Origin of the sequence: Pacificitalea manganoxidans (genome assembly GCF_002504165.1) — a bacterium.
Taxonomy (GTDB): domain Bacteria; phylum Pseudomonadota; class Alphaproteobacteria; order Rhodobacterales; family Rhodobacteraceae; genus Pacificitalea; species Pacificitalea manganoxidans.
On sequence record NZ_CP021404.1, the window covers coordinates 1,999,523 to 2,011,985 of the forward strand.

Annotated in this window: 15 protein-coding genes and 1 other RNA gene; 10 read left to right on the plus strand and 6 right to left on the minus strand. The window is 65.7% G+C overall.

Annotated elements, in window-relative coordinates; genetic code table 11:
• The first annotated feature begins 61 nt into the window (after window positions 1–61).
• From CBW24_RS09135 to lexA, 7 genes are all read left to right on the plus strand, one after another.
• A complete protein-coding gene (locus CBW24_RS09135) occupies window positions 62–643 on the plus strand; it encodes an anthranilate synthase component II (RefSeq protein WP_088663738.1) in 582 nt (193 codons plus the stop codon).
• On the plus strand, window positions 640–1,671 hold the full coding sequence (trpD, locus tag CBW24_RS09140; RefSeq protein ID WP_097373405.1) for an anthranilate phosphoribosyltransferase: 1,032 nt from the start codon (window positions 640–642) through the stop codon (window positions 1,669–1,671). Before CBW24_RS09135 ends, trpD begins: the two co-directional genes overlap by 4 nt.
• Window positions 1,668–2,360 (plus strand): uracil-DNA glycosylase, encoded by a 693-nt coding sequence (locus CBW24_RS09145; protein WP_232529649.1) that lies wholly within the window; start codon window positions 1,668–1,670, stop codon window positions 2,358–2,360. The genes trpD and CBW24_RS09145 overlap by 4 nt, the downstream gene beginning before the upstream one ends.
• Complete coding sequence (gene trpC, locus CBW24_RS09150) at window positions 2,357–3,169, plus strand: indole-3-glycerol phosphate synthase TrpC (RefSeq protein ID WP_088663736.1); 813 nt, start codon at window positions 2,357–2,359, stop codon at window positions 3,167–3,169. Before CBW24_RS09145 ends, trpC begins: the two co-directional genes overlap by 4 nt.
• 1 nt (window position 3,170) lies before the next feature.
• On the plus strand, window positions 3,171–3,647 hold the full coding sequence (gene moaC, locus CBW24_RS09155) for a cyclic pyranopterin monophosphate synthase MoaC (protein ID WP_088663735.1): 477 nt from the start codon (window positions 3,171–3,173) through the stop codon (window positions 3,645–3,647).
• Entirely contained in the window at window positions 3,644–4,816 is a 1,173-nt protein-coding gene (locus CBW24_RS09160) for a molybdopterin molybdotransferase MoeA (protein WP_097373406.1), read from the plus strand. The genes moaC and CBW24_RS09160 overlap by 4 nt, the downstream gene beginning before the upstream one ends.
• A gap of 103 nt (window positions 4,817–4,919) precedes the next feature.
• Complete coding sequence (gene lexA, locus CBW24_RS09165; protein WP_097373407.1) at window positions 4,920–5,606, plus strand: transcriptional repressor LexA; 687 nt, start codon at window positions 4,920–4,922, stop codon at window positions 5,604–5,606.
• A gap of 74 nt (window positions 5,607–5,680) precedes the next feature.
• On the opposite strand, the gene CBW24_RS09170 is transcribed toward lexA, so the two are convergent.
• Window positions 5,681–6,670 carry an MDR family oxidoreductase gene (locus CBW24_RS09170; protein ID WP_374708977.1) on the minus strand — a complete coding sequence of 330 codons (990 nt, stop codon included), beginning with the start codon at window positions 6,668–6,670 and terminating at the stop codon, window positions 5,681–5,683.
• Window positions 6,671–6,865: 195 nt separating this feature from the next.
• Between CBW24_RS09170 and ssrA the strand changes: the two genes are divergently transcribed.
• Window positions 6,866–7,219: a transfer-messenger RNA gene (ssrA, locus tag CBW24_RS09175) on the plus strand.
• A 55-nt stretch (window positions 7,220–7,274) separates the two neighbouring features.
• On the opposite strand, the gene CBW24_RS09180 is transcribed toward ssrA, so the two are convergent.
• The 5 genes from CBW24_RS09180 to CBW24_RS09200 form a co-directional block, all read right to left on the minus strand.
• Window positions 7,275–7,595: an antifreeze protein gene (locus tag CBW24_RS09180; protein WP_088663731.1), complete on the minus strand. Its 321-nt coding sequence runs from the start codon at window positions 7,593–7,595 to the stop codon at window positions 7,275–7,277.
• 246 nt (window positions 7,596–7,841) lie between these two features.
• Window positions 7,842–8,588 (minus strand): hypothetical protein, encoded by a 747-nt coding sequence (locus CBW24_RS09185; protein WP_097373409.1) that lies wholly within the window; start codon window positions 8,586–8,588, stop codon window positions 7,842–7,844.
• A 160-nt stretch (window positions 8,589–8,748) separates the two neighbouring features.
• The gene (locus tag CBW24_RS09190) at window positions 8,749–9,057 is read right to left on the minus strand and encodes an urease subunit beta (protein WP_097373410.1); all 309 of its coding nucleotides are present in this window, start codon (window positions 9,055–9,057) and stop codon (window positions 8,749–8,751) included.
• A gap of 12 nt (window positions 9,058–9,069) precedes the next feature.
• Complete coding sequence (locus tag CBW24_RS09195; RefSeq protein WP_088663728.1) at window positions 9,070–9,372, minus strand: urease subunit gamma; 303 nt, start codon at window positions 9,370–9,372, stop codon at window positions 9,070–9,072.
• 18 nt (window positions 9,373–9,390) lie between these two features.
• Complete coding sequence (locus tag CBW24_RS09200) at window positions 9,391–10,269, minus strand: urease accessory protein UreD (protein ID WP_097373411.1); 879 nt, start codon at window positions 10,267–10,269, stop codon at window positions 9,391–9,393.
• A 214-nt stretch (window positions 10,270–10,483) separates the two neighbouring features.
• Between CBW24_RS09200 and pyrC the strand changes: the two genes are divergently transcribed.
• Both pyrC and CBW24_RS09210 read left to right on the plus strand, forming a co-directional pair.
• Window positions 10,484–11,524, plus strand: a complete 1,041-nt coding sequence (gene pyrC, locus CBW24_RS09205) for a dihydroorotase (RefSeq protein WP_097373412.1) — start codon at window positions 10,484–10,486, stop codon at window positions 11,522–11,524.
• 111 nt (window positions 11,525–11,635) lie between these two features.
• Window positions 11,636–12,316 carry an orotate phosphoribosyltransferase gene (locus tag CBW24_RS09210; protein WP_097373413.1) on the plus strand — a complete coding sequence of 227 codons (681 nt, stop codon included), beginning with the start codon at window positions 11,636–11,638 and terminating at the stop codon, window positions 12,314–12,316.
• Window positions 12,317–12,463: the final 147 nt, after the last annotated feature.

Sequence of the window (12,463 nt, forward strand, 5' to 3'; positions counted from 1 at the left end):
CGGAGCATGTATAGCCCGACCCGTGCGCGGGTTCACCTGAAAACCTCCCACGAGGCCCGACATGCTTCTGCTCATCGACAACTACGACAGCTTTACCTACAACCTCGTCCATTACCTGGGCGAGCTTGGCGCCGAGGTGAAGGTCTGGCGTAACGACGCGCTCGACGTGCAGCAGGCCATGGGCCTGAACGCGGCAGGTGTATTGCTGTCGCCCGGCCCCTGCACCCCGGCCGAGGCCGGAATTTGCCTGCCGCTGATCGATGCCGCTGCCGAAACCGGTCTGCCGCTGATGGGCGTGTGTCTGGGCCATCAGGCCATCGGCGCGGCCTTCGGCGGCAAAGTCGTGCGGTGCCATGAAATCGTGCATGGCAAACTGGGCACGGTCCATCATGACGGGCGCGGGCTGTTTGCGGGCATCGACGGTCCGTTTCAGGCCACACGCTATCATTCGCTGATCGTCGAACGTGAAAGCCTGCCCGATTGTCTGGAAATCACCGCATGGCTGGAGGATGGCACCATCATGGGGCTGCGTCACCGTGACCTGCCCATCGAAGGTGTGCAATTCCATCCCGAAAGCATCCGCTCCGAACATGGGCATACGATGCTGCGCAACTTTCTTCAGATGATGAAGGTGCCGGCATGAGCAGCACGAGCGATACGCTAAAGCCGCTGATCGGCATCGCCGCCGGGCGCAGCCTGAGCCGGGACGAAGCCGAAACCGCGTTCGAAGCGCTGTTCCGGGGCGAAGCCAGCGCCGCGCAGATCGGCGGGTTTCTCATGGCGCTCAGGACGCGCGGCGAGACGGTGGACGAAATCGCCGCCGCCGCCGCCGTCATGCGCGCCCATTGCAAACCGGTCCGTGCCCCGAAAGGCGCGATCGACATCGTTGGCACCGGCGGTGACGGCAAGGGCACGTTGAATATCTCGACCGCGACGGCCTTTGTCGTCGCGGGAACGGGCGTGCCTGTGGCCAAGCATGGCAACCGCAATCTGAGCTCCAAATCCGGCGCAGCGGATGCGCTGGGGGCGCTTGGCATTGATGTGATGGTCGGGCCTGAGATGGTGGAACGGGCGCTGGCCGAGATCGGCATCGGCTTCATGATGGCACCAATGCACCACCCGGCGATGGCCCATGTCGGCCCCGCGCGCACCGAGCTTGGCACGCGCACGATCTTTAACATCCTTGGACCGCTGACCAATCCCGCAGGCGTCACGCGCCAATTGACCGGGGCGTTTTCGCGCGACCTGATCCGCCCTATGGCCGAAACCCTGCGTGACCTCGGCTCCGAGGCCGCGTGGCTGGTGCATGGCGGCGACGGCACCGATGAATTGTCTATCGCGGGCGTCTCCTATGTGGCGGAACTGCGCGACGGCACGGTGACCGAGCGCGAACTGCACCCGGACGAGGCGGGACTGCCCGTTCACCCGTTCGAGGATCTGCTGGGCGGTGCGCCTGAAGATAACGGACGCGCCTTTGCCGCGCTGCTCGATGGCACACACAGCGCCTATCGCGATGCGGTTCTGCTGAATGCCGCCGCGGCGCTGGTGCTGACCGAACGGGTCACCAGCCTGCCTGACGGCGTCGCGATGGCAGCCGAAAGCATCGACAGCGGCGCGGCACGGGCCAAGGTCGACGGGCTCGCGCGGCTATGCGCCTCGCAACCCGCATGAGCCCGACCGCGACCCAGACCCCCATGTTGGACCAATCGCGACTGGGCGATTGGGCGCGTTTGCCGTTCTTTGCCAATGACTTGCCCGCCGTTGAGCACGCTTTGGCACAGGACGGGCGCGCGATCCTGCCCGCGCCGGACCGGATTTTCGCGGCGCTGGAACTGACCCAGCCGGAGCAGACCCGTGTCGTGATTTTGGGACAAGACCCCTACCCGACCCCCGGCCATGCCCATGGGCTTGCGTTTTCGGCGGAGCCTGATGTGACCCCATTGCCGCGCAGCTTATCCAACATCTACAAAGAGATGCATGCCGATCTGGGCGCGGCGCCCGCCACGGCCGATCTGCGGTTCTGGGCCGCGCAGGGGGTGCTGCTGCTCAACACCGCACTGACCGTGCCCGAGGGCGAGGCGGGCGGTCACGCCAAACTTGGCTGGCTCACGCTGGTGGCACAGGTTCTGGAACGGCTTGATCCCCGCCCGCGGGCATTTCTGCTTTGGGGGCGCCACGCGCAGCAAGTCGCTGGCCGCATTCTGAAAAACCCCGATCACCTGCGGTTGGAAACGGCGCATCCGTCGCCGCTCTCCGCCGCGCGTGGCTTCTTCGGCTCGCGTCCGTTCAGCCGCGTCAACACATGGCTCACCGCACAAGGCGGCAGCCCCATCAACTGGACCCGACCGGAGGGACCATGACCCCGACCATTCTCGACAAGATCAAGACCTACAAACTGGAAGAGATCGCCGCCGCCAAGGAGGCCGTGCCGCCCGCGGAAATCGCCGCGCGCGCCGCTGACGCGCCCCCCGTGCGCCCGTTTGCGCAGGCGTTGCTGGATGCCTCCCGCCAAGGCTACGGTCTGATCGCAGAAATCAAGAAAGCGAGCCCCTCCAAGGGCTTGATCCGCGAAGATTTCAATCCGCCGGAGCTTGCCCGCGCCTATGAGGCTGGCGGCGCCTCCTGCCTGTCTGTGCTCACCGATACACCGTCGTTTCAAGGCGCGCCTGAATTCCTGACCGCCGCCCGCGAGGCCGTGTCCCTGCCGGTGCTGCGCAAGGATTTCATGTATGATCCTTATCAGGTCACCGAGGCCCGCGCGTGGGGCGCCGATTGCATCCTGATCATCCTCGCATCCGTCGATGACAGTCAGGCCGCCGAGCTGGAAGCCGCCGCGCGTGAGCACGGCATGGATGCGCTGATCGAGGTGCACAACGCCGAGGAGCTGGAGCGCGCTAGTCTCCTGACCTCCCCCATGATCGGGATAAATAATCGCGATCTCAATACCTTCGTGACGTCGCTTGATGTGACAAAGGATCTGGCGCGGCGCGCCCCGGCGGACCGCATCCTGATCTCGGAAAGCGGCCTGAACGGTGCCGAGGATCTGGCCGAGATCGCGCGCTATGGTGCGCGCAGCTTCCTCATTGGGGAAAGCCTCATGCGCCACGACGATGTCGAACAGGCGACGCGCACGCTGCTGGCCAACCCGCTCACCTCCGGGGGCGTGTGACATGGCGCTCACCCATTTCGACGCCGAGGGGCACGCGCATATGGTCGATGTCGGCGACAAGCCGGTTACCGACCGCATCGCCACCGCGCGCGGCTGGGTGAAAATGTCGCCGCAAACCCTTGATCTGATCGTCAAAGGGACGGCGAAGAAAGGCGATGTGCTGGGCGTTGCGCGGCTCGCCGGGATCATGGGGGCGAAACGCACCGCCGATCTGATCCCGCTATGTCACCCGCTGCCGATCACCAAGGTTTCGCTCGATCTGGTGCCAGATGACAGCCTGCCGGGCGTGCGGCTGGAGGCGACGGTCAAGACCTCTGGCCAGACCGGGGTCGAGATGGAAGCGCTGACCGCCGTGACCACCGCCGCGCTGACCGTCTATGACATGCTGAAGGCCGCGGACCGGGCGATGGAACTGGGCGGCATCCATGTTGCGCTGAAAGACGGCGGAAAATCGGGGCGTTACGAGGCACAGCAATGATCACCGTCGCCGAAGCGCGCGCCCGTATCCTTGCGCTTCTGACGCCGCTTCCTGCCGAACCGGTCGCGCTCCGCGATGCTGCGGGTCGCGTGCTGGCCGAGGATATCGTGGCCCGCCGCGACCAGCCGCCTTTTGCGGCCTCGGCAATGGATGGCTACGCGGTGTCGGACGCGGATGCGCGCCCCGGCGACCAGTTTGATGTCATCGGCGAAGCCGCTGCTGGCGCTGGATTTTCCGGCTCTGTCACACTGGGTGAAGCTGTGCGGATCTTTACCGGCGCCCCCGTGCCCGCAGGCGCACATCGCGTTGTCATGCAGGAAGATGTGACGCGCGACGGCAATCGCATCACCCTGACCGATGCGCTGGATGCCGGTATGAACATCCGCCCCGCTGGCGGCGATTTCAAACGCGGGGATCGCATCACCGCGCCGCTGCGGCTGGGGCCTGCGCAGCTTGCCCTCGCTGCGGCGATGAACACACCCGTCGTGCAGGTCGCCCGCCGCCCTGTTGTGGCCATCATGGCCACGGGCGACGAATTGGTCATGCCGGGCGAGACTCCCGGCCCCGATCAGATCATCGCGTCCAACAGCTTTGCCCTGCGCGCGATGTGCGAGGCCGAAGGCGCAGAGGTGCGGCTGCTGCCCATTGCCCGCGACACCCGCGAAAGCCTTGAAACCGCGTTTGATCTTGCCCGTGGCGCCGATCTGCTGCTGACCAGCGGCGGTGCCTCCGTCGGTGCGCATGACCTTGTTGGGCCGGTGGCCGAAGCGCTGGGGATGGAGCGTGCGTTCTATAAGGTGCTGATGCGACCGGGTAAGCCGCTGATGGCCGGAAAACTGGGTGACATGGTTGTGGTCGGACTGCCCGGAAACCCTGTTGCATCAATCGTTTGCGCTCAGATCTTTATCCTTCCTGCCTTGCGGGCCATGCAAGGCCTCAGCGGCGATGCCCCGCCCGAAGACACCGCGCCGCTTGCCGCGCCGGTCGGCCCGAATGGCCCGCGTGAGCATTATATGCGCGCACGGCTTGGCCCCGAGGGCGTGGAGATTTTCGACCGGCAGGATAGCTCACTGCTCTCCGTTCTGGGGGCCGCGAATGTGCTGGTTCGCCGCGATCCCCATGACCCGGCCCGCGCCGCAGGTGAGACAGTGCGCATCCTCCACATTTAGGCGTCGCGAAATTTTCTGTTCGTTTACCACCTGTTGACACAAATGGGGAACACTGGCAGAACATAAGCGAACAGCCCGCCGGGCCTGAAAGGATGCCAGACCGATGCTCACCAAAAAGCAGCTTGATCTGCTCCAATTCATTCATGGACGTCTTCAGCGGGACGGTGTGCCGCCCTCGTTCGATGAAATGAAGGATGCGCTCGACCTGCGTTCGAAATCCGGCATTCATCGCCTGATTACCGCGCTGGAAGAACGCGGATTTATCAGACGCCTTGCTCATAAGGCCCGCGCAATCGAAATCGTGCGCCTGCCCGATGCGATTAGTGGCGGCGCACCCCAGTCAGCGGCCCAGACGCGCGGAAACACCCCGTCGCAGGAGTCTGCCGCCGCCAATGACAACATAGTGCACGCGATGGAGCTTCCGGTCATGGGTCGGATCGCGGCAGGTGTCCCGATCGAGGCGATTTCCCATGTCTCCCACAGCATGGCCGTGCCGGGCAGCATGTTAGGGGCCGGGCATCACTATGCGCTTGAGGTCAAAGGCGATTCGATGATCGAGGCCGGGATCAATGACGGTGATGTCGTCGTGATCCGCGAAACCGGCGCGGCGGATAACGGCGATATTGTCGTGGCACTTGTCGATGGGCAGGAAGCGACGCTGAAACGCTATCGGCGTAAGGGCAGCGCCATCCATCTGGAAGCCGCCAACCCCGCCTACCCGACCCGCACGTTGCGTGAGGATCAGGTGAAGGTTCAGGGCCGTCTTGTCGGGCTAATCCGCAACTACTGAAATCGGCAGCGCGCGGTGATGCGGTAAGAAAATGGGCTATCATCGCCTGCGCGGTGATAGCCCGTGATCCGCGCTTAGATTTCGACGACGACCCGGCCGCGCACCTTGCCTTCGAGGATGTCGGCCCCCAGACGTGGCAGGTCTTCGAGGCTGGCGGGCACCACCATCGCGGTCAGCTTCTCCATCGGGAGAACATCCGCGATGCGGGCCCATGCGGCGACACGGGCGTCATGGGGCTGCAAGACGCTGTCGATTCCCAGCAGGTTCACCGCGCGCAGCAGAAACGGAATGACCTTGGCGGGCAGATCAGCCCCGCCGGCCAGCCCCACCGCCGCGACCGAACTGCCGTATTTCATCTGCCCCAGTACGCGAGCCAGCATCGCGCCGCCGACGGCATCGACACAACCCGCCCATTCCTCGCTCTCCAGAGGTTTGCGTGTGGTTTCGGCCAGATCGGCGCGCGCCACGATCCGCGCGGCACCCAAGTCACGCAGGTAATCCGCCTGATCCGGACGGCCTGTAACGGCGGCCACCTCATAGCCCAGAGCCGCCAAAATCGTGGTCGCGACCGATCCAACGCCTCCGGCAGCGCCGGTGACCAGAACCGGCCCGTGATCCGGGGTCAGGCCGTGAGCCTCCAGCGCGTTGACGGCAAGCATCGCGGTCAGTCCGGCGGTGCCAACGGCCATCGCGTCGCGGGTGCTTAGCCCATCGGGCAACGGCACGAGCCAGTCAGCCTTGACCCGCGCTTTTTCGGCATAGCCGCCCCAATGGGCCTCGCCAACGCGCCAACCTGTCAGCACAACCTTGTCACCGGGGCTGTAGCGCGGATCGTCCGAGCGTTCGACCGTCCCGGCAAAATCGATGCCGGGCACATGCGGATAGTGCCGGACCAGCCCGCCACCGGGGCCAAGGCACAGGCCGTCTTTGTAGTTCAGCGTTGAATATTCGACCGCAACGGTCACGCCGCCTTCTGCCACTTCGGGCAGGTCGCCCTCATCGATATCCTTGACCGCGGCATGGGTGGCCCCGTCGGCGTCTTTCTCCACGATGACTGCGCGCATGATCTGACCTTTCGCGTTGCTGCGGGCACCAAGCCCGTTCTCCGGGGCCAGCTAGCCCTGCGTCCCGCCCCGGTCAAATCCGGCTGCATGCGCAGGGGTGAGCCCGCTCCTCCCAGACGCGACTGTTCCGCGACGGCGGCGGCGACGCAACCCGTCTATTTGCGCCGCATCGTGATGGGCTCATGCCTGTTTGAGAGACTTGAAAACCCCCGCATTCCCACCTAGATAGCGTGGTGTCGGAGCAATCCGACTATGGCGATAAACGCGCCCGTAATAAGCGGCTCGGACCCGGGGGCGGTACCCGGCGGCTCCACCAACTTCCCTCATTGGCTGGGAACAAGGGGCCGAAATAGGATCGACGGACGTCTAAAGGGGTTAGCTTTCGCTCGGTGAGGTACCACCGTTATCGGTCCAAGCATGATAGTTGCCAATGACAACCGTGCTCCGGTCGCCGTTGCTGCGTAAGCAGTAACCAGACCGAAACTTAAGCCCTGGCCTCTAGCAAGGTCAGGCGGGGTTCGCAGGCACCTGGCAACAGAAGCCTGCACTTATTCCCCCCGCCGAACGCTTGGATCCTGAGCCTTTCACCGGGCGCGATGTGCTGTCAGAGAAACATCTTCGGGCCGCGACGGCTCAGCCGTTTCGCGTTGGAGCTGGTGCGCTTTTTCAGCGGGATCATAGCCGCCGTCATCACCTGATCGGGACGTTCGCCCCGCATCATGGCGGTCGAGGCGGCGATGGCCGAGGCCGCGAATGCGGGCGGTTTTTCCGACATCATCCGCGAATTTTCCTTGGCATCCACGGACCAAAGCCCGGCAAGCCCCATCAGGCGGTAGGCCATGACGGTCTGCGCCTCGGCGGCGAGCAGCATCGCGCTCATCCCGGCCTGCCATGTATTCAGCGTCACGCTGTAAGGAGAGATCATCGCGGAAGGCCCGATATGCGGGGCGAACGCGCCCCGGACACATGACGCGACCGAGGCAGACGGATGATGCGCGCGGCACCGGGGAATAGCAGGCGGAATAGACCGTAGACAGGTTGCATGACACTCATCCTTTTAGCGAGAACGGGTCTGCCTTGTGCATGCTGCACCGCAGAACCAGCCATGTGGAGATAACCCCCTGCTGATCCTTCCGGTTCCAGCAAGCCCGCAGAAAAGCGCCGCGGCGCCTTAAAGCGGCGTCTTGGGGAGCGGCGACGGGGACGGTGCCATGCCCGCGTCGGATGCCTGCTCTGTCGTCTTGGATTTGGGTGCCGGTTTTGCCGCTGCGGTCGATTTACGCGCCGGGGCCTGCCGCGATGATGGTTTCGCCTTGCGCGGCGCGGCGGGCTGTTTCGCTGCCGGTTTCTCAGTCGCTTTGGCGGCTGGCTTGGCCGACGCTTTCGCTGCAGGGCGCGAGGCCGTTTTCGCGGCAGGTTCGGCCGCGGCCTTGGCAGTGGATTTCGGCGCGGCCTGAGCCTTCGCAGCGGGTTTCGGCGCGGTGTCAGATTTCGCGGCGGGCTTTGGTGCGGCAGCGGGTTCCGGCGCTACCGGAGCTGCGGACTTGTTCGAGGGCTTGGGGCGCGGCGCGGCGCTGCTGGAGCCGAACGCGGTGCTGCGGCTGACCTTCTGCGCGCTGCGGGTCGCCTCGCGGGCATAGGCCTTGCTCTGCGGGGCGCCGGGCGCTTTCGTCTGCGCGCCACCGGCGGACGGACCGGCCGCTTGCGGGACATCGGGGACCAGACCCGAGGTCGCACGGGCCACCGCCTCCACTGCCATGCGCGCGGGCGTCACCGCGTGACGTGCCACCGGGAAGGGCCGTGTCATGCCCTCCACGGTATCGAGCGTCATGCGCACCATCGATAGCTGCATCTGCGCTGCGCGCGACCACATGGTCACACCGGTGCGCCAGTATTTAAACGGGGTCAGGGGAAGCATCGCGGATCTCCTTTCAGGGATCGGGGCGGCAAGGGTCGCCAGAAAGGGCGACGTCACGGGTGCCGGTCAGGGCGCCAACGTCGCCGGGCAGTCAGGGTTCCACCTTGTGCCCCGCCTGCGCGCCCTGCCCGCGCCCTTGCGCACGCCCCGTAACACACACTCAGTCGAGCGCGCCCATCACCTGCTGGTTAAAGCCTGTGACGATGCGCGCGCCGCTATAGGGCACAAGCGCCACTTCGCGGCTTTGCCCCGGTTCGAACCGCACCGCGGTGCCTGCGGCAATGTCGAGCCTCATGCCCCGCGCAGCGCTTCGGTCAAAGTCCAGCGCGGTGTTGGTTTCGGCAAAATGGTAATGGCTGCCCACCTGCACCGGACGATCGCCGGTATTGGCAACCATCAGCGTGATCGCCTCGCGGTCTTCGTTCAGGGTGATGTCGCCGGGCTGGGTGATGATTTCACCGGGGATCATGACGCGCTCCTCTCAACGGATGGGGTGGTGAACGGTGACCAGCTTCGTCCCGTCGGGAAACGTCGCCTCGACCTGCACTTCGTGGATCATCTCAGGGATGCCATCCATGCATTGCGCCGCCGTGACGACGCCCGCGCCAGCCTGCATCAAGTCCGAGACGGAGCGCCCGTCCCGCGCACCTTCGACCACATAATCGGTGATCAGGGCGATGGCTTCGGGGTGATTGAGCTTCACGCCCCGCTCCAGCCGATTGCGCGCCACCATGGCGGCAAGGCTGACCAGCAGCTTGTCCTTCTCACGGGGGGTCAGGTTCATGGTCTCTCCTTCAGGTCGTCAAATCTGCCAGACGCGGGGCAAGGCTGCGCCGCCGCGCAATGTGGTGAGCAGCGCCGCAAGCGCCCGGCGCAGCGGCCAGCCGTCAGCGGCGGCAACGCGCGCGGTCAACCGGCCATCCCATGCCGAAACCCCGGCGCGCAGCCGATCATTCAGATGGGGCGCAAGCGCGGCACGGGCGGGGTCCAGAGCATCCTCAACCCCCGGCCCGGCAAATATCACGGTGCTCCATGCCACTGCCCCTGCCAGCCCGGCGGGCCTGCGGGCGCTGCGCAGGCTGCTATCGTCGAGCCGCACCGGATCGATCACAAGCGGTCGGCCCTCGCAGTAGATTTCGCGGCGGTCGAACAGGCGCAGCCGTTCCAGCCGCTCCCCCATCGCAGCCCGGCCCAACACCAGCGTTTCGCAGGTCAGGATGGTCGCGTCAGCGCCCAGATCGATGCGGGTGCGCCGGTCCAGTGCCGATCCTTCGAACAGGATCGTTTCCTGCGGCAGCCAATCGAGCCGCGCGCCCGGAGCCACTGTCAGCGACAGGTTTACGCAGGCAGGCTCGGCATGGGCGAGGCTTTCATAGGCCCGTTCGGCGGTCTGGGTCGTCGCGGTCGCCCGTGCGCGGGGCCCGAGGTCCACGGACAGCTCTAACCTGTCACCCCCGGTCAGCCCCCCTGCGGTATTGAGCAAAACGACTTCGGGCTCTGGCGCGTGGATGCGCGGCAGGAATGCTTTCGCACAGCCTGATTGATGCAGATCCGCCAGCCGTGTCCGCCCGCCCGGACCCGCGATCAATCCGACATGGGCGCGGCCACGGCTGCGCTGCATGGCGGCGGCGGTGTGGGCGATGCCGGTCGCGTCCGCGGCCTGTCGGGTCTGGTCGAGCATCCTGCCTCCGTCGTGGTCGCGGAGAGCCTAGGCGGCGGTCGCGACAGGCGCAACGCGACAGGCCCGCGCCAGACGCCGCAACCTGCCCCCATCCCGGCGGGTGCTGAATTTTTGGGCAGGCCACCCGCGGCGATTGCGGCACCGAAGCCCGGCGCGGTCCGTGTCGCTGCTGTTTGGACTGGCATTGCCGACGATCCGGCGCTAATCCGGCGCCATGACCCAGAGCCTGACGATCCGCCGCCCCGATGACTGGCACCTGCATCTGCGCGATGGCGCAATGCTTGAAGGTGTGCTGCCCGAAACCACCCGCCATTTCGGTCGGGCTATCATCATGCCGAACCTCGTGCCCCCTGTGGTGCGTGGCGATGATGCCCGCGCGTATCGCGACCGTATCCTGCGCGCGCTGCCCGAAGGCGCGACGTTCGAGCCGTTGATGACGCTCTACCTGACCGAAGAGACAGACCCCGACGACGTTGCCGCCGCCCATGCCAGCGGCCTTGTCCACGCGGTGAAGCTGTATCCTGCCGGGGCCACGACCAATTCCGCCTCCGGCGTGCGCGATTTCGACCGGGTCGCCCCGGTGCTGGAAAAAATGGCCGAGATCGGTCTGCCGCTCTGCGTGCATGGCGAAGTGACCGACGGCAAGATCGACATTTTTGACCGCGAGGCGGTGTTCATCGACCGTATCCTCGACCCGCTGCGCCGGCGCACCCCCGGCCTGCGCGTGGTGATGGAACATATCACCACCGCCAATGCCTGCGCCTATCTGGCTGAAAGCGACGGGGATCTGGGGGCGACGGTGACGACGCATCACCTGATGATCAACCGCAACCATATCCTCGCGGGCGGGATCAAGCCGCATTATTACTGCCTGCCGGTGGCCAAGCGCGAAGTGCATCGCGAGGCGCTTGTGGAGCTTGTGACCTCGGGCAATCCGCATGCTTTCCTCGGCACTGACAGCGCACCGCATGCCCGCGATGCCAAGGAAAACGCCTGCGGCTGCGCCGGCATCTTCACCGCGCCCGTGACACTGTCCTGTCTGGCCGAAGTGTTCGATCAGGCGGGCAAGCTGGACATGCTGGAGGATTTCGCCGCCGTGAACGGCGCGGCGTTCTACGGCAAACCGCAGGCCGACACGCAGGTCACGCTGGTCAAGGGCGACCCGATCGAGATCCCTGAATGGGTGGAGACCGGCGCAGGCCCCGTGCGGGTGTTTGACCCCGGCATGCCGCTGCATTGGCGCGTGGCTGAATAAGCCGGAGCGCCCCCGACGCCGCGCCCCTGACCGGCGCGGCGTTGCGCGTATTTTGGGGCAGATCGACGCCGCCCCCCGTTTGAGACGACCGCCCCCCGGAGACCCGTTGCCATGATCCCCACCACCTTCCCTGACCGCACCGAGATCGCACGCCTTGCCGCCCGCATGCTGCTGGAAACCCGCGCCGTGCATTTTAACGCGGCCACGCCCTATATTCTGGCCTCCGGCCTGCCGAGCCCTGTCTATATCGACTGTCGGCGGCTGATCTCCTTTCCGCGGGTGCGGGCGACGCTGATGGATTTCCTGACCGTGACGGTCATGCGCGACGCCGGGTTTGAGGCATTCGACAATATCGCGGGCGGTGAAACCGCGGGCATTCCCTTTGCCGCACTGGTGGCGGAGCGGATGGGCCTGCCCATGACCTATGTCCGAAAGAAGCCCAAAGGCTACGGCAAAGGCGCGCGCATCGAAGGGCAGATGAACGAGGGCCAGCGCGTGCTGCTGGTGGAGGATCTGACCACCGATGGCGGCTCGAAGCTGTCCTTCGTCGATGCGATCCGCGAAACCGGCGCAACCTGCGCCGACACGGCTGTGATTTTCTACTACGGGATTTTCCCCGAAACCGAACAGACGCTCGGCGATCACGGCGTGGCGCTGCACTATCTGACGACATGGCACGATGTGCTGGCCGAGGCCCGGCGGCAGGCGAGTTTCGACGCTGACACACTGGCCGAGGTGGAGGCCTTTCTCGCCGATCCGCGCGGTTGGCAGGCCGCGCACGCGCCGAACTGATCCGCGATTCGGCGCACACGCCCCTTGACGCGGCGTCCGAGGACGCTGCGTCTTTCCCCTTGTGCGGCAATCGGCGCGACCAGACGCGCAACATGGTTAAAACCCGTGCTCGTGTCAGCGCGCCGGCGTGCATTCGCCCCCGTCCTG

Bases quoted from the DNA above. Each gene is read 5' to 3' on its own strand.
- CBW24_RS09135 (WP_088663738.1), top strand. From the start codon at position 62: ATGCTTCTGCTCATCGACAACTACGACAGCTTTACCTACAACCTCGTC.
- trpD (WP_097373405.1), top strand. From the start codon at position 640: ATGAGCAGCACGAGCGATACGCTAAAGCCGCTGATCGGCATCGCCGCC.
- CBW24_RS09145 (WP_232529649.1), top strand. From the start codon at position 1,668: ATGAGCCCGACCGCGACCCAGACCCCCATGTTGGACCAATCGCGACTG.
- trpC (WP_088663736.1), top strand. From the start codon at position 2,357: ATGACCCCGACCATTCTCGACAAGATCAAGACCTACAAACTGGAAGAG.
- moaC (WP_088663735.1), top strand. From the start codon at position 3,171: ATGGCGCTCACCCATTTCGACGCCGAGGGGCACGCGCATATGGTCGAT.
- CBW24_RS09160 (WP_097373406.1), top strand. From the start codon at position 3,644: ATGATCACCGTCGCCGAAGCGCGCGCCCGTATCCTTGCGCTTCTGACG.
- lexA (WP_097373407.1), top strand. From the start codon at position 4,920: ATGCTCACCAAAAAGCAGCTTGATCTGCTCCAATTCATTCATGGACGT.
- CBW24_RS09170 (WP_374708977.1), bottom strand. From the start codon at position 6,670: ATGCGCGCAGTCATCGTGGAGAAAGACGCCGACGGGGCCACCCATGCC.
- CBW24_RS09180 (WP_088663731.1), bottom strand. From the start codon at position 7,595: ATGATCTCTCCTTACAGCGTGACGCTGAATACATGGCAGGCCGGGATG.
- CBW24_RS09185 (WP_097373409.1), bottom strand. From the start codon at position 8,588: ATGCTTCCCCTGACCCCGTTTAAATACTGGCGCACCGGTGTGACCATG.
- CBW24_RS09190 (WP_097373410.1), bottom strand. From the start codon at position 9,057: ATGATCCCCGGTGAAATCATCACCCAGCCCGGCGACATCACCCTGAAC.
- CBW24_RS09195 (WP_088663728.1), bottom strand. From the start codon at position 9,372: ATGAACCTGACCCCCCGTGAGAAGGACAAGCTGCTGGTCAGCCTTGCC.
- CBW24_RS09200 (WP_097373411.1), bottom strand. From the start codon at position 10,269: ATGCTCGACCAGACCCGACAGGCCGCGGACGCGACCGGCATCGCCCAC.
- pyrC (WP_097373412.1), top strand. From the start codon at position 10,484: ATGACCCAGAGCCTGACGATCCGCCGCCCCGATGACTGGCACCTGCAT.
- CBW24_RS09210 (WP_097373413.1), top strand. From the start codon at position 11,636: ATGATCCCCACCACCTTCCCTGACCGCACCGAGATCGCACGCCTTGCC.